This window comes from Azospira oryzae (assembly GCF_004217225.1).
In the GTDB taxonomy this organism is placed as follows: domain Bacteria; phylum Pseudomonadota; class Gammaproteobacteria; order Burkholderiales; family Rhodocyclaceae; genus Azospira; species Azospira oryzae.
Map to the genome: position 1 here is coordinate 1,336,448 of NZ_SHKM01000001.1, position 23,056 is coordinate 1,359,503.

Sequence of the window (23,056 nt, forward strand, 5' to 3'; positions counted from 1 at the left end):
GGGCGTTCGGCTGTCCGGGCACGGCAGGAAGCGCCCATGAGCAATCCCCATCCCGTCCTCATCGTGCCCGGCTTCGGCAACTCCGGGCCCGACCATTGGCAGAGCCGCTGGCAGGCTGCCGAGCCCCATTTCCGCCGGGTCGAGCAGCAATCCTGGGAGGCACCCCATTACACAGACTGGCGCCATGCCCTGGAAGCGGCCGTGGCGGCGGCACCCAACCCGCCCATCCTGGTGGCCCACAGCCTGGGCTGCCTGCTGGTGAGCCGCTGGGCGGAAGAAAGCCGCCTGCCGGTACAAGGCGCCCTACTGGTGGCGCCCCCCGACCCCCAGGGGCCGGCCTTTCCGGCCGAGGCCAGGGGTTTCTCGCCCCTGGCCCGTAGCGCCCTGCCCTTTCCCAGCCTGGTGGTGGCCAGCCGGGACGATCCCTACGGCCACCTCATCTTCGCCGCCCAGTGCGCCGCCCTGTGGGGCAGCCGCTTCGTGGACGCGGGCTACTGCGGCCACATCAATGCCGACAGCGGCCTCGGCGACTGGCCCTGGGGCCGGGAACTGTTGCGCAGCCTCGAGGCCTGAAGCACCGGCCTCAGTGGGCCATGGGCTTCCAGCCCGGGTGGTCGAAGTAGCGGCCGTAATCCTCCAGGGCGCCGAGCACCTTGGCGGCGCCGCGGCGGGGATCGCCGCCCTTGCTCTTGCCGGCCATGGCCTCGATGCCGGCGCCCAGGTCGGCCAGCACCAGATGCAGCATGGCGTCGGCTTCCGGTGCCAGTTTGCAGGCGGCAACGATGCCGCCCACCTCCCGCTCCAGACTCGCCGCCAGCTTGGCGTAGCCGGCCCGGTTCAGGCGGTTGCCGTGGATTTCCGCCAGACGGGGCTCCATGGCAGCCTGGATACGGCTCATGCCGTCCCGCAGGGGCGCATCGGTGGCCCACTTCTGGCCCTGGTTGAGCTGCAGGGTCGGCGTGGCGGCGCCGTGGTGGTGATGGCTGTGGTCCGCCGCCAGGCTGGATGACAGGGGCGCCGCCAGGGCCAGCAGGCTAAGGACGGTCACGAGGGGTTTCTTGTTCATGTGCTCACTCCGGTTTCTCTAGGGGCCCCTATGCTCCCCATCCGGCCAGGGAAATAACATGATCCGTCTTAAAACGAGGCGGCGGCAGAAGGTCGCAGCGCCGGCAGGAAACGGCGGCTGCCATGACCCGGCAGGGGAAGCCCAAGCCCTGCCGGCAAGGGGCATTCCGAGCTTTTGGCGTCTACGTGCACCAAATTGGTGCATAATTCCCGGCGTTTTTTTCATCTTCCGAAAGCACGCCATGAACGACACCCTGGATTCCTTTCTTGCCCGCCTGCAACTCCGGGACCCGCAACAGCCGGAGTTTCTCCAGGCCGTGAAGGAGGTCCTGGAAACCCTGTGGCCCTTCCTCCAGGAAAATCCCCGCTACCGCCGCCTGGGCCTGCTGGAACGCATCGTCGAGCCGGAGCGGGCCATCATGTTCCGCGTGCCCTGGGTGGACGATGCCGGCCAGGTCCAGGTCAATCGGGGCTACCGCATCCAGATGAGTTCGGCCATCGGCCCCTACAAGGGCGGCATCCGCTTCCACCCCTCGGTCAATCTCTCCATCCTCAAGTTCCTGGCCTTTGAGCAGGTGTTCAAGAACTCCCTCACTACCCTGCCCATGGGCGGCGGCAAGGGCGGCGCCGACTTCGACCCCAAGGGCAAGAGCGACCTGGAGGTGATGCGCTTCTGCCAGGCCTTCATGGCCGAACTGCACAAGCACATCGGCGCCGACATCGACGTACCGGCCGGCGACATCGGCGTCGGCGGCCGGGAGGTGGGCTACATGTTCGGCATGTACAAGAAGCTGGAAGGGGAGTTTTCCTCCGTCCTCACCGGCAAGGGCCTGGACTACGGCGGCAGCCTGATCCGCCCCGAAGCCACCGGCTACGGCACCATCTACTTCGTCGAGAACATGCTGGCCACCCGCAACATGGGTCTGGAAGGCCTGCGCGTCACCGTCTCCGGCTCCGGCAATGTGGCCCAGTTCGCCGCCCAGAAGGCCATGCGCCTGGGAGCCAAGGTCATCAGCGTTTCCGACTCCGGCGGCACCGTGCACGACCCGGACGGCATGACCGAAGAGAAGTGGTCGGCCCTGCACCACATCAAGGAAGTGCAGCGGGGCCGGGTCGAGGACTATGCCCGCCAGTTCGGCCTCACCTTCCTGCCGGGCCAGCGGCCCTGGTCCATTCCCTGCGACGTGGCCCTGCCCTGCGCCACCCAGAACGAGCTGGACGGCAACGACGCCCGCACCCTGCTGCAGAACGGCGTGCGCTGCGTCGCCGAGGGCGCCAACATGCCCTCCACCCTGGAAGCGGTCCATGCCTTCCTCGAGGCCGGCATCCTCTACGCCCCGGGCAAGGCCTCCAATGCGGGCGGGGTCGCCGTCTCCGGCCTGGAAATGAGCCAGAACGCCCTGCGCCTGTCCTGGACCCGGGACGAGGTGGACCAGCGCCTGAAGCAGATCATGCTCTCCATCCACGCCGCCTGCGTCGGCCACGGCAGCGGCCGGGGCCAGCGGGGCAGCATCAACTACGTGGCCGGCGCCAACATCGCCGGCTTCGTCAAGGTGGCCGATGCCATGCTGGCCCAGGGCGTGGTCTGATCCCGGCGCCAAGGCCAAAACAAAAGGCCCCGCATGCGGGGCCTTTTTCATGGGACCAGGTGCGGCGGATCAGGCCGCTTCCTTCAGGGCCCGGCGCAGGATCTTGCCCACGTTGGTCTTGGGCAGGTCGTCGCGGAACTCCACCAGATGGGGCACCTTGTAGCCGGTGAGGTTCTCCTTGCAGTGGGCGATGAGCTGCTCCTTGGTCACCGACTTGTCCTTGAGCACCACGAAAATCTTCACCGCCTCGCCCGAATGCTCGCTCGGCACACCCACCGCGGCCACTTCCATGACCGCCGGATGCATGGCCACCACGGCCTCCACCTCGTTGGGATACACATTGAAGCCGGACACCAGGATCATGTCCTTCTTGCGGTCCACGATGCGCACGAAGCCCTTCTCGTCCATGACACCCACGTCGCCGGTGCGCAGGAAGCCGTCGGCGTAGAACACCGTGGCGGTTTCATCCGGGCGCAGCCAGTAGCCCTTCATCACCTGGGGGCCGCGGATGCAGATTTCGCCGGCCTGGCCCACCGGCAGGTCGTTGCCCAGGTCGTCGCGGATGACGATCTCGGTGGAGGAGATGGGCAGGCCGATGGCGCCGTTGAATTCGCCCAGGTCCAGGGGATTGATGGTGGCCGCCGGCGAGGTCTCGGTCAGGCCGTAGGCTTCGATCAGGGGCTTGCCGGTGACCTGGCGCCACTTCTGGGCCACTGATTTCTGCACCGCCATGCCGCCCCCCAGGGCCGCGCGCAGGGCCGAGAAATCCAGCTTGGCGAAGTCCGGGTTGTTGAGCAAGGCGTTGAACAGGGTGTTCACCCCGGTGATGACGGTGAACTTGTACTGGGCCAGTTCCTTGACGAAGCCCGGAATATCCCGGGGATTGGTGATCAGCACATTGGTGGCGCCGATCTTGAGGAAGGTCAGGCAGTTCGCCGTCAGGGAGAAGATGTGGTACAGCGGCAGGGCGGTGATGATCAGCTGCTGGTCCTTGTGCAGGAAAGGCTCGATCCAGGCGTGGGCCTGCTGCAGGTTGGCGATGATGTTGCGGTGGAGCAGCATGGCGCCCTTGGCCACGCCGGTGGTGCCGCCGGTGTATTGCAGATAAGCGATGTCCTCGTGGCCCACCTGCACCGGACGTAGGGTGGCGCCCTTGCCCCGGACCATGGCGGCCTTGAACTTGACGTGGCGCGGCAGCTTCCAGGCCGGCACCATCTTCTTCACGTGGCGCACCACCAGATTGACCACGGTGCCCTTGAGCAGGCCCAGCATGTCGCCGAGGGAGGTGACGATGACGTGCTTCAGGCCCGGCACCAGGGGAAGGGCCTGCTCCAGGGTGTGGGCGAAGTTCTCGACGATGACGATGGCCTCGGCGCCGGAATCCTTCAGCTGGTGTTCCAGTTCCCGGTGGGTATAGAGGGGGTTGCAGTTCACCACCACGTAGCCGGCCCGCAGGGCGCCGAACATGCACACCGGATACTGCAGCAGGTTGGGCATCATCAGGGCGACGCGGGCGCCCTGGGGCAGCTTCAGCACGTCCTGCAGATAGGCGGCAAAGTCCCGGGAGAGCCGGTCCAGCTCGCCGTAGGTGATGCCCACGCCCATATTGATGTAGGCCACCCGGTCCCGGTACTGGGCACAGCTCTGCTCGAAAAGCTGGCCCAGGGACTTGAATTCGTTGACGTCGATAAACTCCGGCACGCCTTGCGGGTAACTCCGCAGCCAGATCTTTTCCATGGTTTGGTCTCCTCCTATGGCAGTGGCCAAGGGTCTTGTGGGTTTTCTTATTGACGGTTCAAACGACCGTTTGAAATCATTGTAACCCGAGTTTCACCCCCTTGGTAGTGGGACAGCCGGGGCCCGGGGGAAATCCCCTAGGCCCTGCCGATTCATCGCCTCACCCGGCCCCCGGCGGCCATCGCCACGGCCCTGCCGCCAGCCCCGGCAAAGGCTCCTCGGGCTGCGCCCCGGAACACCTCCCGGGCTTTTCCCGGGCCGTAAACGCCGCTGCCCGCCGGACCTGGAAGGCACGGCGGGCAGCTTGGCATGGGAGGCTACGGCGGCGGATCAGGCGGAGCCTTCCTCGTCCGGCCAGTTCTTGATGTAGTTCTTCAGCATCTTGTTCTCGAAGTTCTGTTCCTCGAGCACGGACTTGGCCACATCGAGGAAGGAGAGCACGCCCATCAGGGTGGTGCCGTCCATCACCGGCACGTAGCGCTGGTGGTTTTCGATGAGCAGGTGGCGCAGCTCGTTGGTTTCCATATCGGGGCTGGCCGTGATGGGCGCGGAGAGCATCACGTCCTCGACCTTGACGCTGGCCAGGTTGCCCTTGTGCCGGTGCACCGCCTTCAGCACTTCGCGGAAGGTCAACATGCCGACCATCTTGCCGCCGCCCATGACCACCAGGGAGCCCACGTCGTTTTCGGCCATGGCGGCCACGGCGTTGTCCAGGGTCTGCTGGGGCATGGCCGTGAACAGCACCGTTCCCTTGATCGCCAGAATATCCCGCACATGCATGTCTGTTCCCCTTGTCGCTTATGTTCGCTGTCGTCGCTGTCTCATTGTCTCCGGCACCTGGGGAGGGCCGGACCCGGATTAGTGATCGGATGTTAGTTCATCCCCTGCAATAGGGAAAGTGGCGTTTACCCCAAATCGGACAGCATTTCTTTCACCTCCAGCAGGGTGCCGTCGCCGAACACCAGGGCGGCGCGTACGGGCTTCTGCCCATAGAGGGGGGTCAGCAGTTCCCGGTATTCCGCCACCTGGCGACGGTACTCGGCCAGGCGCTTGGTGTCGGCGCGGGAACTCTTGTAATCCACCACCCACACCGCCTCCGGCGTTTCCACCAGACGATCGACCCGCTTCACCTGGCCTTCGGCGTTGCTGATCTCGGCCTCGTTGCGGGCCACCAGGGACGGGTCGAGCAGGAAGGCCAGCTCGGGCCGGGCCATCAGGCGCCGGGCGGCGGCCTCGGCTTCCTCGCCGCCGGCTTCGCTGGCCGTGGCGCCGCCCACCTTGCGCCACCAGTCCGGCTCCAGGGCAAGGCCGGCGGTGAGGCGCTCGAGGCAGCCGTGGAGGAGGATGCCGAAGAGGGCGTCCTCCCCCGGCCCCAGGCGCCGCTCGCCCACGGGCTCCACCGCCAGGAACGGCGCAGGACGCCATTGTTCAGGCAGACCCGGCGGAGACTGGCTTCCCTCCTGGCTCCCGGCCATGGCATCCAGACAAAGATCGCCGTAGACCAGGGTGCCGGCCTCGTCCGCCGTCGCCCCCAGGGCAGCCAGGGCCCGGGCCAGGCGCTGGTAGGGACTGTGCTCGGGAGAGTCGCCCTTCTTCGGCGCGCTGCCGCTGGCGACGAACACCTGCTTGGCCCGGGTGACGGCGACGTAGAGCAGGTTCAGTTCCTCCCGCTCCGCCAGCTTCGCCTCGCCCTCGAACAGGGGCTCCCGGGCCGCCCCCCGGTCGGCCTTGATGCCGTAGAGGGAAAGGTGCTCGGGCCGGGGCGCTTGCGGCGGCCAGTCCACCAGCAGGCTCCAGGCGTCGGCGGGACCGCCGCCCTCGGCATTGGCGTCGAGCAGCCAGACGACGGGCGCTTCCAGGCCCTTGGCGGCGTGGATGGTGAGGATGCGCACCCGGCCCTGGCCGTCGTTGCTGTCACCTTCGACGATGCCCTCGTCCGGTGCCTCGTCGGCATCCGCATCGCGCAGGCGGGACAGCTCGTCGATGAAGCGGGGCAGGCTGGGGTAGCGGCCGCCGTCCAGGTCCAGGGCCAGTTGCAGCAGGGCCAGCAGATTGGCTTCCACCCCGGGCCAGAGGGCCGCCGGCACGGCTTCCCGGTAGCGGGCCAGCAGCTCGCCCTGGTGGAAGACCCGGTCCAGCAGGTCGTGGGCCGGCAGCACGTCGGCAGCCTTCAGCCAGCCGTCCAGCAGGGCGAAGGCCCGGGCCAGGCGCGGCCGTGCCTCGCCCCGGTTGCACAGGCCCATGAGGCGCTCCCACCAGGGGCCGGGGCCGGCGGCGGCCAGTTGCAGCAGGTCGTCGTCGCCCACGGCGAAGAGGGGCGTGCGCAGCACCTGGGCCAGGGCCAGGTCGGCGGAGGGCAGTACCAGGAATTCAAACAGGGCGGCGATGTCCCGGGCTTCCAGGGTCTGCAGCAGGCCGCCCCGGGAGGCCGCCAGATAGGGGATGCCGGCGGCCTTGAGAGCCCGCTCGTAGGCGGCCAGCTGGGTGCGCTTGCGCACCAGCAGCATGACGTCGCCCCAGCGGGCCGGGCGTTCGCCCTCCCCTTCCTTGACCCGCAGCGTGGCCATGAACTGCTGCAGACGTGCTGCCAGGCGGGCCGCCTCCTCGTCCCGCCGCGGGTCCCTGACTTCCGTCGCCGGGGTGGTGAGGGGATCGCGCAGGGCAGCGCCGGCGCTTTGCTCCTCCTCTTCCGCCAGGCTCACCAGGGGCAGCAGCTCCACCTGGCCCGGCAACTGCCCGGCCAGGGAACTCTGGGGGCGGAAGCCGGTGAAGGCGGGCTCGACGCTGAAGAGGGCATTGACCACCTCCACCACCGACCGGGCGTTGCGCCGGGTGGCGTCCTGGGCCAGGCGGCGGGCGCCGAAGTTGTGTTCGAGGAAATCCGCCGCCGTGGCGAAAAGCCGGGGCTCGGCCTGGCGGAAACGGTAGATGGACTGCTTGGGGTCGCCCACCAGGAACAGGCAGGGGGCCTCGCCACCGTCGCCATGGGTGTAGGCATCGAGCCAGGCCAGGAGGATCTGCCATTGCAGGGGGTTGGTGTCCTGGAACTCGTCCAGCAGGATGTGCTTGTAGCGGGCGTCCAGGCGGGCCTGCAGGAAGGCGGCGTGGCCCTCGTCCTGCAGCAGTTGCAGCACCTGCCATTCCGCATCGACGAAGTCGATCAGGCGGCGGGCCTGCTTGTGCTTTTCCAGGCGCTCGAGGAAGGCGGCCCCCAGGCTGAGGCCGTGGCGGTTGAACTCGAGAATCTGCTCGGCCCGCAGCACTTCCCGGGTGGCCAGGAGAGACTGACCGAGACGCTGGTGCAGGTCGAGGAAGCGGGCAGCGCCGTCGCTGCCAAAGCGCTTGTCGAGGGCGCCGGAAGGCTTGCGCGAGCGCAGGGTGCCGCTCTGGGTCAGCAGCACGCTGCCGAGAATGTCGAAGGCAGCCTCCGCCGCCAGTCCCGGCTGCAGGGCCCCGCGCAGGGTGGCGGCCAGGCCCTGGTCGGTCTTGGTCTCGCTCTGTTCGAGAAAGCCCAGGTAGGCGTGGTAGTCGGCCTCCCAACCCGGGGTGAAGAAGGCCTCCAGGCCCTCCCCCGCTTCGCCGACGCCGAGCAGCTGTTGCAGCCGCTCCAGGGCATGGGCGACGCCGTCTTCCTGGCCGCCGGTGTAGGCCAGCCATTCGGCGCGGCGGGCCACCAGGCGCATCAGCAGACCGCGGGTGCTGTCCAGGCCGGCGCCCTGCAGCAGGGCGGTGAAGTGGCCGGCCAGTTCCCCTTCCGGATCGGCCTGCAGTTCGGCGGCGAAGTTCTGCCACAGCTCTTCCAGCAGGCGCCCGGTGGATTCCACCAGGCTGCTGCCGGCCAGGCCGGAGACCAGGGGCGCGGCGGCGATGAGCTGGAGGAACCAGCCGTGGAAGGTATGCACGGAAAGGGGCGGCTGGGCATCGGCCACCCGCTCGTAGAGGCCCCGGGCCCGGCGCAGCAGGCCGGCGTCCGCCGTCATGCCGCGCTCGGCGAGGAAAACAGTGGCCTCGACATCGGGCATGGCTGCCAGGTCCCGCAGCCAGCCCATGACCCGCTCCTCGATTTCCCGGGCCGCCTTGCGGGTGAAGGTGATGGCCAGGATGTCGCCGGGGGCGGCGCCCTCCAGCAGCAGGCGGACGATGCGGGAAGCCAGCAGCCAGGTCTTGCCGCTGCCGGCACAGGCTTCCACCACCACCGAACGGCGGGGGTCCAGGGCGTCCAGCACCAGTTGGCGGGGATCAGTCATGGCGGGGCTCCCCCGGGGCACTGGCATTCACGCCGTCGTTCATTTCATCCACGTGTTCGTAGCGGCACAGGCCGGACATTTCGCAATAGGTGCACAGGGCGGCGACGCCGTGGGCCGGCAGGGAGGCGCCGGCCCGCATGGCCTGCACCGTCCGCACCAGGCGCGCGGCCTGGGCCTGGGCATCGGCCTGCAGGTCTTCGCTGGCGGAGAGGGCTTCCACCTTGTCGTCGTCCAGCACCACGTAGGCGGCCTCTTCCGCGTCCTCGCCCACCAGGGCGGCGTAGGCGGCCAGCTGCAGGTCCTCTTCCAGGCCGGACTTGATGGCCTGGCGGCTGCGGGTCTTGTAGTCGAGCAGGGAATAGCCGTCGGGGCCGGTATCGGTGCGGTCGATGCGGCCATGCAGTTCCACCTGGACGCCGTCGGCCAGGGGGAAGAGGCGGCTCTGCTTGGTTTCGGCGTCGTGCCAGTACCAGCCCTCGGCCTCCCGCTGGCGCTGCCAGACGAGATAGGCGGCGAGGCGCTTTTCCCAGCGCAGGCGCCAGCCCAGGGCCAGGTAGTTGTCGGCCAGGGCCCGGGCGAAGACCTCCCGGGTGAGCGCCTGCAGGGCCGCCAGGGCTTCGGCCTCGGGCACCGGGGTCAGCACCGGGTATTGTTTATGGAAACGTTCCATCACTTCGTGCACCAGCAGGCCGTAGTCCCGCTTTTCCATTTCCTCGCTGACCTCGTCCAGCTCGTTGAGGCGCAGTACGTGGCGGGCGAAGAAGCGGTAGGGGCAGCCGACCAGAGCGGTGTAGGCGCTGACCGAATACTTGAGGGGCACCGCCTCCGGCGCCAACACCGGCGCCGGCCGCCGGGTGGGGCCGGGGCGCGCCTCGTCGCCTTCCGGCGGATCGGCCAGGGCGGCCACGGCGCCCTGCAGGCTGCTCCCCCAGGCGAAGCGGTGCAGGGCGGCGAGGCGGTCCAGCTCCGGCGCCAGCAGCTGGGGTTCCCCGTCCCGTTCCTCCTGCCAGGTCACCGCCACCTGGGGCACGCTGGCCAGGAGCAGGGCCAGGTCGGCACGCAGGCGCTCCTGGGCCACGGCCCGGGTGGGCAGGCCCAGTTCCTGGCGCACGCTCTGGTTGAAGAAGGCGGCGGCCGGCTCGGCGGGCTTGAGGCGCCCCGCATCGCCGCCCAGCAGCACGGCGGCCTCGAAGGGCCGCAGGCGGGTGGCGGCCAGGTGGGTCATGAGCACCGGACTGTCGATGGAGAGGTCGCGGAAGACTTCGCTTTCCAGCTCCCGGTTGAGCCAGTCGCGGAAGACGTGGAAGGGGAAGCGGTCCCGGCTCTCCGCCAGTTCCTCCCGGCGCTGGGCCAGCAGGTCCAGGATCACTGCCCCGGCGGCATCCTTGAGCAGGCGCTGGCGGGCGCCCAGGGCGTCCACCGCCTTTTCCAGGCGGGCGATCCAGTCGGGCAGGGTGGCATCGCGGCTGGCCAGCAGCTTGAGGGCCGCTTCCAGACGATCGAGCAGGGCCAGGGCCCGCTCCTGGGCGGCGGTGGGCTGATCCACGGCCTGCAGCACCCGGCGCATGCCGGCCAGGCCGGCCTTGACGCCGCCCCGGCGCACCGCCTGCTCCAGGGCGAAGACGGCACCCTTGCGGGCGTTGTCCCGCAGGTCGTCGCAGAGGAAGGGGGACTTCAAGAGGTCCAGCACGTCCTTGTAATAGGCGGCGCCGGCCACGGTCTCCAGGAGGCCGTCGAGGACGGCGCCGGCCCGGGAGGTGGACAGCTTCCAGCCGGTCTCGTCCGCCACCAGCACCTCGCGCCGCTCCAGCAGGGCCCGCACCCGGCGCGCCACCAGGCGGTCCTGGGCGATCAGGGCGATGCGCCGCTTGCCCTCCTGCAGCCATTGCAGCACCAGGGCAGCAGCGCCCCGGGCCTCCTGTTCCCGACCCCGGGCGGCAAGTATCTGCAGGCGCTCGGCCAGGGGGCTAGCGGGCACCCGGGCCGGCAGGGCGTGGGCCCGTTCCAGCAGGGGCGCCATCTCCTGAGCCGGATCGGGCAGGGGCCAGGCGGCGGCCAGGGTGCGCATCAGAGGCGCTTCATCCTGCTGCCGCGGCATGGGGTAGTAGAGGAATACCGGCTGGCGCTCGGCGTAGCGCTGGTAGAAGGCTTTTTCCGCCGGCTTCAGGGCCGTTTCCGGCGGACCGTCCAGCACCGCCACCAGAGGCGCCGCGGCGGCCTCGGCGGCCTCGGCGAGGCGGGCCAGTTGCAGGGCGTAGGCGCCGGGGGCGTCGGGCCGGCCCAGGCCGGCCAGGACCCGCCACAGTTCATGCACCACCCGGGCCTCGAAGGCCAGGGGCACGCTGTGGCGAATGGCGTAGGCCGCCTCCAGCTCGGCGACGAAGGCGGCTTCGTCCGCCGGCAGGGCCAGGGCATTCTCGGTGAGTTCGTCGAAGAGGGCCGCCATCTCCCCGGCCACGCCCCACAGGGCGCCCTCCTCGAACCAGCGGCGCTCGGCCAGGGCGGCCCGCAGCAGCAGCAGGCGCTCGCTCTCCGGCAGGGGGGCAGGCTGCAGCACCTGGGTCCCGGCCCAGCGGGCCAGGGTGTCGCACACCGGCAGCAGCAGGGGCTGGGCGGCCACCCTGCCCAGTTCACGGCGCAGCAGGGAGGCCAGGGGCAGGCCCGGGACGCAGACGTGCAGGGACGCCAGGTTGAGGCCCAGGCCGCGCTCGGCGCCCAGGGCCAGGATGCCCTGGGCCACGGCCGGCAGAAAACCGGGACCGGCAGGCAGGGGCAGGATTTGCAGGGCGGACATCGAGGCGGACCCGGCTCAGCGTTGCAGCAGCTTGAGCTTGTCCGGCTTGCCGTTCCACTCGTCCGCATCCGCCGGCGCCGGCTGGCGCTGGGTGATGGCCGGCCACTGGCGGGCCAGCTCGGCGTTGAGTTCGATCATGTGCCGCTGTTCCACGGGCACGTCGTCCTCGGCGAAGATGGCCTCCGCCGGGCACTCGGCCACGCACAGGGAGCAGTCGATACATTCCTGGGGGTCGATGGCGAGGAAGTTGGGCCCCTCGCGGAAGCAGTCTACGGGGCAGACATCGACGCAATCGGTGTACTTGCAGCGGATGCAGTTTTCAGTGACGACGTAGGCCATGGGAATCTCGAAATAATATCGGCATGCGGAATCGGGAATTGCCAGACGCAACCGGCCTTCGCCTGAAGTCGGGCCGTGGCGCCGGATTCCCGGGAGACGAAGTTTACGGCAACTTCCCATGCCCGTGGTTTTTCGTTAGGATAGGCCCGTTCCAACCTGTCCGCCCCTTCCGGCGCCGGACACATTTCCCCCAATCTCCAAAGACTTAGATTCCCAACGAGGCTTTTTCCATGAGCGAACACATCCATTACGTCACCGACGACAGCTTCGAGGCCGAAGTTCTTCAGTCCGAGCAACCCGTGCTGGTGGACTACTGGGCCGAATGGTGCGGTCCCTGCAAGATGATCGCCCCGATCCTGGACGAGGTGTCCACCGAATACGCCGGCAAGCTCAAGGTGGCCAAGCTGAACATCGACGACAACCAGAAGACCCCGGCCAAATACGGCATCCGCGGCATCCCCACCCTGATGCTGTTCAAGGGCGGCAACGTCGAGGCCACCAAGGTCGGCGCCCTCTCCAAGTCCCAGCTCACCGCCTTTATTGACAGCAACCTGTAAAGTCTTTAGGCTGCCTGCCTGAAAGTTCCGGCCGCGCCGCACCAGGGCGCCTAGCGCATACGAACACTAAAAACCTGCGCGATTAAGGGTTGGACTTTCAGGCTGCAACACACCGGGTTCTCCGGGCCAAGAAGCACCGTCGCTCTCCCCCGCCCTGACCGTTTTCGTTTCAGCCCTGACCGGGTCCGGCCCGCACGCCGCACCTTCGATTCCCGACACTTTCTCTGTCTGCCTTCCACTGCCTGTCGTTTCAACGCGGCTTCCGTCCGCCCTTCCTGAAACTCGACACTCCCCCTACGCCATGCATCTATCCGAACTGAAAAACCTCCACGTCAGCCAATTGCTGGAAATGGCGACGACCAACGAAATCGAGGGCGCCAACCGGCTGCGCAAGCAGGAGTTGATCTTCGCCCTGCTCAAGAAGCATGCGAAGAAGGGCGAGAGCATCTTCGGCGACGGCGTCCTGGAAGTGTTGCCCGACGGCTTCGGTTTCCTGCGCTCCCCGGAAACCTCCTACCTGGCCAGTACCGACGACATCTACGTCTCCCCCTCCCAGATCCGCCGCTTCAACCTGCATACCGGCGACACCATCGAGGGCGAGATCCGCACCCCCAAGGACGGAGAACGCTACTTCGCCCTGGTCAAGGTGGACAAGATCAACTACGAGTCCCCGGAAGCGTGCAAGAGCAAGATTCTCTTCGAGAACCTGACGCCCCTGCACCCCTCCTCCCACCTGCACCTGGAGCGGCCGATCCGCGCCGAGGAGAACACCACCTCCCGCGTCATCGACATGATCGCCCCCATCGGCAAGGGCCAGCGCGGCCTGCTGGTGGCCCCGCCCAAGTCCGGCAAGACCGTGATGCTGCAGCACATCGCCCACGCCATCACGGCCAACCATCCGGACGTGCAGCTGATCGTCCTGCTCATCGACGAGCGTCCGGAAGAAGTGACGGAAATGCAGCGCACCGTGCGCGGCGAAGTGGTGGCCTCCACCTTCGACGAACCGGCCACCCGCCACGTCATCGTCGCCGAAATGGTCATCGAGAAGGCCAAGCGCCTGGTGGAACACAAGAAGGATGTGGTCATCCTGCTCGACTCCATCACCCGCCTGGCCCGCGCCTACAACACCGTGCAGCCCGCCTCCGGCAAGGTGCTGACCGGCGGCGTGGACGCCAACGCCCTGCAGAAGCCCAAGCGCTTCTTCGGCGCTGCCCGCAACATCGAGGAAGGCGGCTCCCTCACCATCATCGCCACCGCCCTGGTGGAAACCGGCTCCCGCATGGACGACGTGATCTACGAAGAGTTCAAGGGCACCGGCAACATGGAAATCCACCTGGATCGCCGCATGGCCGAGAAGCGCATCTACCCGGCCATCAACGTGAACCGCTCCGGCACCCGCCGCGAGGAACTGCTGCTGAAGCCCGACGTGCTGCAGAAGATGTGGGTGCTGCGCAAGCTCCTGTACAACATGGACGACCTGGAAGCGATGGAATTCCTGCTGGACAAGGTCAAGGCCACCAAGGCCAACGCCGAGTTCTTCGACGCCATGCGCAGCGGCCGCTGAGGCCCGGCGGCGCCCCGACAAAACATTTGCAACTACTGGAAAGTTCAGGGATAATCCCGCGTTTTCCAGGGGCCGGTCACAACCGCCGGCCAAGAGACTCGAAAGGACACACCATGAAGCCCGGTATCCACCCCGAATACAACGACATCCAGGTCACCTGCTCCTGCGGCGCCACCTTCACCACCAAGTCCACCATGGGCAAGCCCCTGAACGTGGAAGTGTGCTCCTCCTGCCACCCGTTCTACACCGGCAAGCAGAAGATCATGGACACCGCCGGCCGCGTTGAAAAGTTCAACCAGAAGTTCGGCAACCTGCGCAAGTCCGCCTAAGCTTCTGCGGACGATCCGGCGCCTGGCGCCGCGCAATGAAAAAGGCAGCCACGGGCTGCCTTTTTTGCTTTGACCGCCCTTACCTCCAGTCACCTATCGGCCATGATCGACCGCCACTTCCCCGGCCCCGCCACGCGCTACCCCGTCCCTTTCCGGGGACTGCCCCTGCTCCTGCTGCTCGCCCTGTTCCTGCTGCCGGGACTGGTGGGCCACGATCCGTGGAAGGCCGAGGACGCCACCCACCTGGGCATCGTCTGGCGCCTGCTGCAGGGCGACGGCGGCCTGGTCCTGCAACTGGGGCGGGATGCCTGGCCCGACGCCATGCCGCTCTACTACTGGACCGCAGCCCTGGCCGCCAAGGCCTTCGCCTGGCTGCTGCCCTGGTTCGACGGGGCGCGCCTGGCCACCGCCCTCTATGCCGCCCTGACCCTGGGTTTTCTCGCCCTGGCCAGCCGGGAGCTGCACGGCCGCGACGAAAGCGCCTCTGCCCCCCTGCTGCTGGCCGGCTGCATCGGCCTGCTGGTGCATAGCCACGAAGCCCAGCCGGCCATCGCCTTCCTCGCCGCCCAGGCCGCCACCCTGGCCGGCCTCACCCTGCTGCGGCGCCACCCCTGGAGCGGCGCCCTGGTCTTCGGCGGCGGCGCCCTGACAGCCTTCCTCGCCGCCGGCCTGGCCGCCCTGCCCGGCCTGCTCCTGCCCCTGGTGCTGCTGCCCTGGCTGGCGCCGCGCAAAACCCTGGTCGTCCCCCTGTTGCTGCTGTCCCTGGCCCTGTCCGCCATCGGCCCCCTGCTATGGTCCGTGCTGCTGACCCCGGCCCAGGCCGGCGTCTGGTGGAACGGGGAACTGGCCCAGCTGCGCAGCCTGGAAGCCAGCTGGCGCAACGCCCTGGTCCTGCTCAACATGCTGCCCTGGTACGCCTGGCCGGCCTTGCCCCTGGCCCTGTGGACCCTGTGGGCCCGGCGCCGGGAATGGCTGACCGCGACGCCCGCCCCGGCCCTGCTGCTGCCCCTGGCGGCCTTCCTCGCCAGTTTCCTCACCGTGGTCAGCACCGTGGATGCCAAGAGCGTGGCCGCCCTGCCCCTGCTGCCCCCCCTGGCCCTGCTCGGCGCCGGCGGCATCAAGACCCTGCGCCGCGGCGCCACCAATCTTTTTGACTGGTTCGGCATGATGACCTTCACCGTGGCCGCCGCCCTCATCTGGCTGGGCTGGAGCGCCATGGTCTTCGGCCTGCCGCCCAAGATCGCCCGCAATTTCGTCAAGCTGGCGCCGGGCTTCGAAGGCAGCTTCGCCCTGTTCCCCGTGCTCTTCGCCCTGGCCCTCAGCGCCGCCTGGTTCTGGCTCATTTTCTCCTCGCCCCGTTCGCCCTACCGGGGCCTGACCCACTGGACCGCCGGCGTCACCCTGCTGTGGGGGCTGGTGGCCGCCCTGTGGTTCCCCTGGGTGGACTACGGCAAGAGCTACCGCCCGGTGGTGGCCGGCCTGACCCAGGCCCTGCCGGCCAAGCACGGCTGCGTCGCGGTGCGGGGCGAACTGTCGCCGGCCCTGAAGGCCTCCCTCGACATCTTCGGCGACCTGCGTCCCCTGCCCCTGGCCAGCAGCGAAGGCAAGCGCTGCGACTGGATGCTGGCCCTGGTGCCGGTGAAGAGCAGCGGCACCGCCGGCACCGGCTGGGAACGGGTCTGGGAAGGCGCCCGCCCCGGCGACAAGACGGAAAGGCTGCGTCTGTACCAGCGCCGCGCCGGCTGAGGCCGCCGCAAGGATCGCCTTTTTCCAGACAAGAAAAAACCCGGGCCCCTGTTCCTGCGAAGGAGAGGGGCCCGGGCTTTTTGACGACGCCAGACGCGGGCTGAAGCAGCTCAGCGCTTGGTGGTCAGGTAGGCGGCCACGGCCTTGATGTCGTCGTTGGTCAGGGGCGCGGTGGCGATCTGCATCAGGGGATCGATGCGCTCGCCGGTCTTGTCCCGGTAACGGGTGATGGAGCGGATCAGGTATTCCTTCTGCTGGCCTGCCAGGCGGGCAATTTTCTCGTTGCCGCGGGCGTCCTCGCCGTGGCAGCGCACGCACAGCTTGCCGAAGGTATCCTGGCCGCGGCGCACCAGGGCGGCGTCCGCATTGCCCGGCACCACCTTGGACTCGGAATAGAACAGGGAAATCTGCACCCGCTCGTCGTCGGACAGCACCTTGATCAGGCCCTGCATGAATTCATCCTTGCGCTGGCCGGAGCCGAACTTGCGGATCTGCTCCAGCAGGTAGGCCGGGTTCTGGCCCGCCAGGTTGGGCACTTCCGGGTACTTGCTGTTGCCGTCCTCGCCGTGACAGTTGGCGCAGAAGAAGGAGGCCTTCTTGCCGGCGGCGACGGCGGCGGCGATGTTGATCTTCATGGCCGCCAGCTTTTCTTCCGGCGTGGTCGGGGCCGGCGCGGCGGCGGGGGCCGGGGCGGTTTCCTTCTTGGGCGGCGCGGCGTGCGCGGGCGCCGCCAGCAGACCCAGGGACAGGCTCAGGGCAAGGGGCAGGGGAAATGCCATTCCCAGAATTTTTCTCATTGTTCCTCCCAACGTGGTAAATGTTTTTTCCGCGGATTCTCAGACCCGCAGGAATTTTTCGCGGTAGTACCGCAATTCTTCGATGGATTCGTGGATGTCGGAAAGGGCCGTGTGCAGGCCCTTCTTGGCGAAGCCCTGGGCCACCTCGGGCGCCCAGCGCCGGCACAGCTCCTTGAGGGTGCTCACATCCAGATTCCGGTAATGGAAATAGTCTTCCAGGGCCGGCATGTAGCGGGCCATGAAACGGCGGTCCTGGCCGATGGAATTGCCGCACATGGGCGTGGCGCGGCGGGGCACCCACTGGGCCATGAAGGCCAGGGCCTCGGCCTCGACCTTGGCCTCGTCGGTGGCGGAAGCGCGCACCCGGTCGATCAGGCCGGACTTGCCGTGGGTGTTCTTGTTCCAGTCGTCCATGCCGTCCAGCACCGCCTCGGCCTGGTGCACGGCCCACACGGGGGACTCGGCCAGGACGTTGAGATTGACGTCGGTGACCACCATGGCCATTTCGATGATGCGATCCTGGTCCGGGTTGAGGCCGGTCATTTCCATGTCCAGCCAGACGAGGTGGTTTGCGTCCTGTGCCATAATCCGAGGAGAAACTTGCGAAGCCTCTATTTTGTCACAGCTTCATGCCGGCTGACTGCCTTCCTGCATCATCGGCCTGCCGAACCTGCCCCGGACCAGCCCCGAATCCGCTTTTTCCCTGTCGAGACGACTTTCCTGCCGTGACCTTCACCCTCGTATTCCTCGCCGCCCTCCTCCTCAGCCTGGCCCTGCGCCTGGGTCTGGCCCGGCGCCAGATCGCCCACGTCCAGGCCCACCGCGGGGCGGTGCCGGCCGAATTCTCCGCCCGCGTCTCCCTGGAGGCCCACCAGAAGGCCGCCGACTACACCGTGGCCCGGAACCGCTTCGGCATGGCCGCCACCCTCCTGGAAGCCCTGGTCCTGCTCGGCTTCACCCTGGGCGGTGGCATCCAGGCCCTGCACGGCCTGTGGCAGGGCTGGCTGCCGGACAGCCCCCTGGGCTACGGTCTCGGCCTAATCGGCAGCGTCACCCTCATTTCCGGCGCCATCGACCTGCCCTTCGCCTGGTACCGCCAGTTCGTGCTGGAGGAGCGTTTCGGCTTCAACCGCATGACCCCGGCCCTGTTCCTCACCGACCTGCTCAAAAGCACCCTGCTGGGCGCCGCCATCGGCGCCCCGGTGGTGCTGGCGGTGCTGTGGCTGATGGGCTCCATGGGCGAGAACTGGTGGCTCTACGTCTGGCTCTTCTGGTCCGGCTTCAATCTTTTGCTGCTGTTCATCTACCCGACCTGGATCGCCCCCCTCTTCAACAAGTTCGCGCCCCTGGAAGCGGGCGAGCTGAAATCCCGCATCGAGGCCCTGCTGGCCCGCTGCGGTTTCGCCGCCTCCGGCCTCTTCGTCATGGACGGCTCCAAACGCAGCGCCCACGGCAACGCCTATTTCACCGGCTTCGGCAAGAACAAGCGCATCGTCTTCTTCGACACCCTGCTCTCCCGCCTCTCCCCGGTAGAGGCCGAAGCGGTGCTGGCCCACGAACTGGGCCATTTCAAGCGGCGCCACATCGTCAAGCGCATCGCCCTGCTCTTTGCCATGTCCCTGGGCTTCCTCTGGCTCCTCGGCCAGCTCATGGAAGCGCCCTGGTTCTATGCCGGTCTCGGCGTCTCGGCCCGGAACACGGCCCTGGCCCTGATCCTCTTCTTCATGGTGGCGCCGGTGTTCACCTTCCTGCTGACGCCCCTTTCCAGCCTGCTCTCCCGCCGCCACGAATACGAGGCCGATGCCTACGCGGTGGAGCACGCCGACGGCGAGCAACTGGTGGCCGCCCTGGTCAAGCTGTACGAGGACAACGCCAGCACCCTGACCCCGGACCCGCTCCATTCCCTGTTCTACGATTCCCACCCGCCCGCCGCCCTGCGCATCGCTCACATCACCCGCCTGAGCCAGCGCCGGACCGGCGCCGGGGCAACCGCCTGAAGGAAAGCGCCATGCTCCTGGACGATCTGGCCCGCGACACCTGCCGTCACCTCTCCGGCCCCCAGCACCGGCTGGACGACGCCACGGTGGCCATGCTGCTGCCCCTGCTGCCCGGCTGGAGCCGGGAGGACGGCCATATCGCCAAGACTTTCCATTTCACCGGCTACGAGGCGGCCATGCTCTTCGCCAACGGCGTCGCCTGGCTGGCCCAGCGGCAAAACCATCACCCGGAACTGCAAGTGAACTACAACACCGTGCGCGTCACCTACGGCACCCACGACGTGGGCGGCCTCTCCCGCAACGACTTCATCTGCGCCGCCAAGATCGAAGCGCTGGCGGCCCTATGAGCGAGCGCATCCCAGGTCAGGTGGTGGCCGCCCACGGCCGCCAGTACATGGTGGAACTGGCCGGCGGGGAGACCCTGCTGTGCTTCCCCCGGGGCAAGAAGAGCGACATCGCCTGCGGCGACCGGGTCGAGATCAGCCGCCCGGCCAAGGACCAGGGCGCCATCGAGGCCATCACGCCGCGCAGTTCCCTGCTCTACCGCTCCAACGAATACCGGCAGAAGCTCATCGCCGCCAACGTCAGCCAGGTGCTGATCGTGGTCGCCACCGAGCCGGGCTTCAGCTTCGAGCTGGTCTGCCGCACCCTGGTGGCCACCCAGGACCAGGGCGTGGCCGCCCGCATCATCCTCAACAAGTGCGACCTGGCGGACAAGATCGCCCCGGCCCGCCAGGCCCTGGCCCCCTTCGTCGCCCTCGGCGTGCCGGTGCTGGAGCTTTCCGCCCTGCACGGGGCCGAGGCCCTGCGCCCGCTCCTGGCCGGCCACACCAGCCTGCTGGTGGGCCAGTCCGGCATGGGCAAATCGACCCTGGTGAACGCCCTCATTCCCGAAGCCCGGGCCGCCACCCGGGAAATTTCCGAAGCCCTGGATTCGGGCAAGCACACCACCACCCACGCCCGCCTCTACCACCTGGACCCGGCCAAGCCCGAGGCCGGCGACCTGATCGACTCCCCCGGCCTGCAGGATTTCGGCCTGCAGCACCTGTCCCGCAGCGACATCGAGCACGCCTTCGCCGAACTGGCACCCCACCTGGGCCAGTGCCGCTTCCGCGACTGCCGCCACGACCGGGAGCCGGACTGCGCCCTGCGCAGCGCCCTCGAAGCAGGCCAGATCGACCCGCGCCGCTGGGCCGTGTTCCGCACCCTGTACCAGGGCGCCAGCAGCTAGGCAGGCCAGGGGCCAGGCAGGACGGCCATCCCGGGCATGCCATGACGGAAAGGCAGGAGGGACGGGCGTCCTGGCGGTGGTATCGGTAGAATCCGGGCCCGCCGCCGAACCGCCGCCCCGGCCGGAAACGCCGCTGCAAACCGCTCGCCTCCCTTGCTGCCCCACCCGCCGGCCTTGCCGCCGCCAGCCCAACGGCCATTCATGCCCTTCCCCACCCTTTCCCCGGCGCCGTCGCCGATCCGTGGGATACTCGCCCCCTCTCTCACCGCCCATCGCCCATGACCAATCCCGCCGCCCCCGCCAGCCCCAAGCCCGGCCTGCATCCGCGCAACCGCCACGCCCACGGCTACGACTTCGCCACCCTGGCGGCCATCACGCCCGAGCTGGCCCGCTTCATCGTCACCACGCCCGCCGGCAGCCCCAGCATCGACTTCGCCAACCCGAAGGCGGTCAAGGCCCTCAACAAGGCCCTGCTGGAAGCGGACTACGGCGTCTCCGGCTGGGACATCCCCCCCGGCTACCTGTGTCCGCCCATCCCGGGCCGGGCCGACCTGCTGCACCACCTGGCCGACATGCTGGCGGAAGGCAACGAGGGCCGCATCCCCACCGGGGAGCGGGTGCGGGTGCTGGACATCGGCGTCGGCGCCAACGGCGTCTATCCCCTCATCGGCCACGCCGAATACGGCTGGCGTTTCGTCGGCGTCGATACGGAGCAGAAGTCCCTGGACAACGTGGCCCGCATCGTCGCCGCCAACGAGCACCTGGCCGGCGCCATCGAGCTGCGCCACCAGCCGGTGCCGGACAACATCTTCGTCGGCGTGCTGCGCTCCGGCGAGAAGTTCGACCTGACCCTGTGCAACCCGCCCTTCCACGCCTCCGCCGCCGACGCCCGCTTCGCCAGCGAGCGCAAGCAGAAGAACCTGGGCCAGACGCCGGGCAAGGGCGGCTCCAACTTCGGCGGCCAGGACAACGAGCTGTGGTATCCCGGCGGCGAACGGGCCTTCCTCACCCGCCTGATCGAGCAGAGCGCCGGCATCCCCAAGCGGGCCCTGTGGTTCTCCGCCCTCATCTCCAAGGCGGAAAACCTGCGCCATGTGGAAGCGGCCCTGGCCAAGGTCAAGCCCACCGCCAGCCGCATCATTGCCATGAGCCAGGGGCAGAAGCAGAGCCGCCTGGCGGTGTGGAGCTTCGTCGGCCGGGCCGAGCGGCAGAAGTGGATGCTGGCCCGCTGGGGCTGAGCCGGCAGCACGAAAAAAACGGGGCCCGCGGGCCCCGTTTTGCATGCGGCGACGGCCGCCGGCCTCAGGCCGCCTGGTGGGTGCGGAACTGCTGGCCGCTGCGGTTGAGGCCGCTGACGATGGCCTTGAGGGAGGCGGTGACGATGTTGCCGTCGATACCGACGCCGTAGAACTCCCGGCCGTCGCAGGCCATCTCGACGAAGGCGCAGGCCCGGGCCTCGCCGCCGTCCTGGCTCGGCGCCATGGAGCGCTCCTCGTAGCTGCGCACCTGGACCTGCAGGCCGGCGCCGCGCAGGGCATGGATGGCGGCATCGATGGGGCCGTTGCCTTCGCCGCTGAGCAGGTGGGCGGTGCCGTCGATGTCCACCGAGAGGCGGATGCCCTGGGCGCTGCCGTGCTCGAACAGGTGGTGCTCCCGATAATGCACCGGCGCCACCGGCTCCAGGTAGGTGCGACAGAAGAGCTGCCAGATGTCGGCGGCGGTGAGTTCGCTGCCGTGGCTGTCGGCGTGCTGCTGCACCACCCCGGAAAACTCCACCTGCAGTCGGCGCGGCATGACCACGCCGTACTCCGTCTCCAGCAGGTAGGCGATGCCGCCCTTGCCCGACTGGCTATTCACCCGGATCACGGAATCATAGCTGCGGCCCACGTCGGCGGGATCGATGGGGAGGTAGGGAACGTTCCACGGCGCATCCGCCTTTTGAGCGGAAAAACCCTTCTTGATGGCGTCCTGGTGGGAGCCGGAGAAGGCCGTGAAGACGAGATCACCCACATAGGGATGGCGCGGGTGAATGGGCAACTGGTTGCAGTGTTCGACGGTACGGGCGACGGCGTTGATGTCGGAGAAGTCGAGGCCGGGATGGACGCCCTGGGTGTACATATTGAGGGCCACGGTGACGATGTCCACATTGCCGGTGCGCTCGCCGTTGCCGAAGAGGCAGCCCTCGACCCGGTCGGCGCCGGCCATGAGGCCCAGCTCGGCGGCGGCCACGGCGGTGCCCCTGTCGTTGTGGGGGTGCAGGCTGAGGATGACGCTGTCGCGGCGGGCCAGGTGGCGGTGCATCCACTCGATCTGGTCGGCATAGACGTTGGGCGTGGCCATTTCCACCGTGGTCGGCAGGTTGAGGATCACCTTGTTGTCCGGGGTGGCGCCCCAGGCGGCGGTGACGGCGTCGCACACTTCCAGGGCGAAATCGAGTTCGGTGGCGGTGAAGGTTTCCGGGCTGTACTCGAGCACCACCTCGGTCTCCGGCATCTCGGCGGCCAACTGCTTGATCAGGGTGACGGCTTCCACCGCCATGGCCACCACCTCGGCCTTGCTCATGCCGAAGACGAAGTCGCGGAAGGGCTGGGAGGTGGCGTTATAGACATGGACGATGGCCCGGGGGGCGCCCTTGATGGACTCCATGGTGCGGCGGATGAGGTGTTCCCGGGCCTGGGTGAGGACCTCGATGGTCACATCCTGGGGGATGTGGCCGTCTTCGATGAGGCTGCGCACGAAGTTGAAGTCGGTCTGGGAAGCGGAGGGGAAAGCCACCTCGATTTCCTTGAAGCCCACCTGGCAGAGGGTCTTGAACATGCGCATCTTCTTCTCGACATTCATCGGCTCGAAGAGGGACTGGTTGCCGTCCCGCAGGTCCGTGCTCATCCACATCGGCGGGGTGGTGATGACCCGGCTGGGCCACTGGCGGTCGGCGAGTTGCACCGGGGCGAAAGGCCGATATTTGCTGGACGGGTTGGACAACATGGCGGGCTCCTGAATGAATCAAACGATGGAGCAATGTTAGAGAATTCGGGCCCGCAGGTGCTTGCGTTCTTCAGCCCAA

General features: G+C 68.1%; 19 protein-coding genes. 10 read left to right on the forward strand and 9 right to left on the reverse strand.

The window, feature by feature from the left end:
- Positions 1–36: 36 nt before the first annotated feature.
- Entirely contained in the window at positions 37–573 is a 537-nt protein-coding gene (locus tag EV678_RS06070; protein WP_130458851.1) for an RBBP9/YdeN family alpha/beta hydrolase, read from the forward strand.
- Between the two features lie 10 nt (positions 574–583).
- On the opposite strand, the gene EV678_RS06075 is transcribed toward EV678_RS06070, so the two are convergent.
- The gene (locus EV678_RS06075; RefSeq protein WP_130458852.1) at positions 584–1,066 is read right to left on the reverse strand and encodes a hypothetical protein; all 483 of its coding nucleotides are present in this window, start codon (positions 1,064–1,066) and stop codon (positions 584–586) included.
- A gap of 241 nt (positions 1,067–1,307) precedes the next feature.
- On the opposite strand from EV678_RS06075, the gene gdhA reads away from it, so the two are divergent.
- Positions 1,308–2,654 carry an NADP-specific glutamate dehydrogenase gene (gene gdhA, locus EV678_RS06080; protein ID WP_130458853.1) on the forward strand — a complete coding sequence of 449 codons (1,347 nt, stop codon included), beginning with the start codon at positions 1,308–1,310 and terminating at the stop codon, positions 2,652–2,654.
- 69 nt (positions 2,655–2,723) lie between these two features.
- Here gdhA and EV678_RS06085 read toward each other — a convergent pair whose 3' ends face one another.
- The 5 genes from EV678_RS06085 to fdxA form a co-directional block, all read right to left on the reverse strand.
- Positions 2,724–4,391, reverse strand: a complete 1,668-nt coding sequence (locus tag EV678_RS06085; protein WP_130458854.1) for a long-chain-fatty-acid--CoA ligase — start codon at positions 4,389–4,391, stop codon at positions 2,724–2,726.
- Positions 4,392–4,721: 330 nt separating this feature from the next.
- Entirely contained in the window at positions 4,722–5,171 is a 450-nt protein-coding gene (locus EV678_RS06090; protein ID WP_014238225.1) for a CBS domain-containing protein, read from the reverse strand.
- A gap of 125 nt (positions 5,172–5,296) precedes the next feature.
- Positions 5,297–8,638 carry a UvrD-helicase domain-containing protein gene (locus EV678_RS06095; protein ID WP_165397458.1) on the reverse strand — a complete coding sequence of 1,114 codons (3,342 nt, stop codon included), beginning with the start codon at positions 8,636–8,638 and terminating at the stop codon, positions 5,297–5,299.
- Complete coding sequence (locus EV678_RS06100; RefSeq protein ID WP_130458856.1) at positions 8,631–11,432, reverse strand: PD-(D/E)XK nuclease family protein; 2,802 nt, start codon at positions 11,430–11,432, stop codon at positions 8,631–8,633. The genes EV678_RS06095 and EV678_RS06100 overlap by 8 nt, the downstream gene beginning before the upstream one ends.
- 15 nt (positions 11,433–11,447) lie before the next feature.
- Positions 11,448–11,771: a ferredoxin FdxA gene (gene fdxA / locus EV678_RS06105; RefSeq protein WP_014238228.1), complete on the reverse strand. Its 324-nt coding sequence runs from the start codon at positions 11,769–11,771 to the stop codon at positions 11,448–11,450.
- Between the two features lie 230 nt (positions 11,772–12,001).
- On the opposite strand from fdxA, the gene trxA reads away from it, so the two are divergent.
- From trxA to EV678_RS06125, 4 genes are all read left to right on the forward strand, one after another.
- On the forward strand, positions 12,002–12,328 hold the full coding sequence (trxA, locus tag EV678_RS06110) for a thioredoxin TrxA (RefSeq protein WP_014238229.1): 327 nt from the start codon (positions 12,002–12,004) through the stop codon (positions 12,326–12,328).
- A 301-nt stretch (positions 12,329–12,629) separates the two neighbouring features.
- Complete coding sequence (gene rho / locus EV678_RS06115) at positions 12,630–13,892, forward strand: transcription termination factor Rho (protein WP_014238230.1); 1,263 nt, start codon at positions 12,630–12,632, stop codon at positions 13,890–13,892.
- A 113-nt stretch (positions 13,893–14,005) separates the two neighbouring features.
- Positions 14,006–14,221, forward strand: coding sequence for a 50S ribosomal protein L31 (gene rpmE / locus EV678_RS06120; RefSeq protein ID WP_014238231.1), 216 nt, complete (start codon positions 14,006–14,008; stop codon positions 14,219–14,221).
- Between the two features lie 102 nt (positions 14,222–14,323).
- The gene (locus tag EV678_RS06125; protein ID WP_130458857.1) at positions 14,324–15,967 is read left to right on the forward strand and encodes a hypothetical protein; all 1,644 of its coding nucleotides are present in this window, start codon (positions 14,324–14,326) and stop codon (positions 15,965–15,967) included.
- A 110-nt stretch (positions 15,968–16,077) separates the two neighbouring features.
- Here the strand turns inward: EV678_RS06125 and EV678_RS06130 are convergent, their stop codons facing one another.
- Both EV678_RS06130 and orn read right to left on the reverse strand, forming a co-directional pair.
- A complete protein-coding gene (locus EV678_RS06130) occupies positions 16,078–16,746 on the reverse strand; it encodes a c-type cytochrome (RefSeq protein WP_235832412.1) in 669 nt (222 codons plus the stop codon).
- A 57-nt stretch (positions 16,747–16,803) separates the two neighbouring features.
- Positions 16,804–17,349 carry an oligoribonuclease gene (orn, locus tag EV678_RS06135; RefSeq protein ID WP_130458859.1) on the reverse strand — a complete coding sequence of 182 codons (546 nt, stop codon included), beginning with the start codon at positions 17,347–17,349 and terminating at the stop codon, positions 16,804–16,806.
- A 140-nt stretch (positions 17,350–17,489) separates the two neighbouring features.
- On the opposite strand from orn, the gene EV678_RS06140 reads away from it, so the two are divergent.
- The 4 genes from EV678_RS06140 to rlmF all read left to right on the forward strand — a co-directional run bounded on the left by EV678_RS06140 (position 17,490) and on the right by rlmF (position 21,230).
- Positions 17,490–18,761, forward strand: coding sequence for a M48 family metallopeptidase (locus EV678_RS06140; RefSeq protein ID WP_130458860.1), 1,272 nt, complete (start codon positions 17,490–17,492; stop codon positions 18,759–18,761).
- Between the two features lie 11 nt (positions 18,762–18,772).
- Positions 18,773–19,108, forward strand: coding sequence for a 4a-hydroxytetrahydrobiopterin dehydratase (locus EV678_RS06145; protein WP_014238236.1), 336 nt, complete (start codon positions 18,773–18,775; stop codon positions 19,106–19,108).
- Positions 19,105–19,992: a ribosome small subunit-dependent GTPase A gene (gene rsgA / locus EV678_RS06150; RefSeq protein WP_130458861.1), complete on the forward strand. Its 888-nt coding sequence runs from the start codon at positions 19,105–19,107 to the stop codon at positions 19,990–19,992. The genes EV678_RS06145 and rsgA overlap by 4 nt, the downstream gene beginning before the upstream one ends.
- Positions 19,993–20,270: 278 nt before the next feature.
- Positions 20,271–21,230: a 23S rRNA (adenine(1618)-N(6))-methyltransferase RlmF gene (rlmF, locus tag EV678_RS06155; protein ID WP_130458862.1), complete on the forward strand. Its 960-nt coding sequence runs from the start codon at positions 20,271–20,273 to the stop codon at positions 21,228–21,230.
- 64 nt (positions 21,231–21,294) lie between these two features.
- Here rlmF and leuA read toward each other — a convergent pair whose 3' ends face one another.
- Complete coding sequence (leuA, locus tag EV678_RS06160; protein WP_130458863.1) at positions 21,295–22,977, reverse strand: 2-isopropylmalate synthase; 1,683 nt, start codon at positions 22,975–22,977, stop codon at positions 21,295–21,297.
- Positions 22,978–23,056: the final 79 nt, after the last annotated feature.

Excerpts from the sequence above, each read along its gene's own strand:
- EV678_RS06070 (WP_130458851.1), top strand. The coding sequence starts at position 37 with ATGAGCAATCCCCATCCCGTCCTCATCGTGCCCGGCTTCGGCAACTCC.
- EV678_RS06075 (WP_130458852.1), bottom strand. The coding sequence starts at position 1,066 with ATGAACAAGAAACCCCTCGTGACCGTCCTTAGCCTGCTGGCCCTGGCG.
- gdhA (WP_130458853.1), top strand. The coding sequence starts at position 1,308 with ATGAACGACACCCTGGATTCCTTTCTTGCCCGCCTGCAACTCCGGGAC.
- EV678_RS06085 (WP_130458854.1), bottom strand. The coding sequence starts at position 4,391 with ATGGAAAAGATCTGGCTGCGGAGTTACCCGCAAGGCGTGCCGGAGTTT.
- EV678_RS06090 (WP_014238225.1), bottom strand. The coding sequence starts at position 5,171 with ATGCATGTGCGGGATATTCTGGCGATCAAGGGAACGGTGCTGTTCACG.
- EV678_RS06095 (WP_165397458.1), bottom strand. The coding sequence starts at position 8,638 with ATGACTGATCCCCGCCAACTGGTGCTGGACGCCCTGGACCCCCGCCGT.
- EV678_RS06100 (WP_130458856.1), bottom strand. The coding sequence starts at position 11,432 with ATGTCCGCCCTGCAAATCCTGCCCCTGCCTGCCGGTCCCGGTTTTCTG.
- fdxA (WP_014238228.1), bottom strand. The coding sequence starts at position 11,771 with ATGGCCTACGTCGTCACTGAAAACTGCATCCGCTGCAAGTACACCGAT.
- trxA (WP_014238229.1), top strand. The coding sequence starts at position 12,002 with ATGAGCGAACACATCCATTACGTCACCGACGACAGCTTCGAGGCCGAA.
- rho (WP_014238230.1), top strand. The coding sequence starts at position 12,630 with ATGCATCTATCCGAACTGAAAAACCTCCACGTCAGCCAATTGCTGGAA.
- rpmE (WP_014238231.1), top strand. The coding sequence starts at position 14,006 with ATGAAGCCCGGTATCCACCCCGAATACAACGACATCCAGGTCACCTGC.
- EV678_RS06125 (WP_130458857.1), top strand. The coding sequence starts at position 14,324 with ATGATCGACCGCCACTTCCCCGGCCCCGCCACGCGCTACCCCGTCCCT.
- EV678_RS06130 (WP_235832412.1), bottom strand. The coding sequence starts at position 16,746 with ATGGCATTTCCCCTGCCCCTTGCCCTGAGCCTGTCCCTGGGTCTGCTG.
- orn (WP_130458859.1), bottom strand. The coding sequence starts at position 17,349 with ATGGCACAGGACGCAAACCACCTCGTCTGGCTGGACATGGAAATGACC.
- EV678_RS06145 (WP_014238236.1), top strand. The coding sequence starts at position 18,773 with ATGCTCCTGGACGATCTGGCCCGCGACACCTGCCGTCACCTCTCCGGC.
- rsgA (WP_130458861.1), top strand. The coding sequence starts at position 19,105 with ATGAGCGAGCGCATCCCAGGTCAGGTGGTGGCCGCCCACGGCCGCCAG.
- rlmF (WP_130458862.1), top strand. The coding sequence starts at position 20,271 with ATGACCAATCCCGCCGCCCCCGCCAGCCCCAAGCCCGGCCTGCATCCG.
- leuA (WP_130458863.1), bottom strand. The coding sequence starts at position 22,977 with ATGTTGTCCAACCCGTCCAGCAAATATCGGCCTTTCGCCCCGGTGCAA.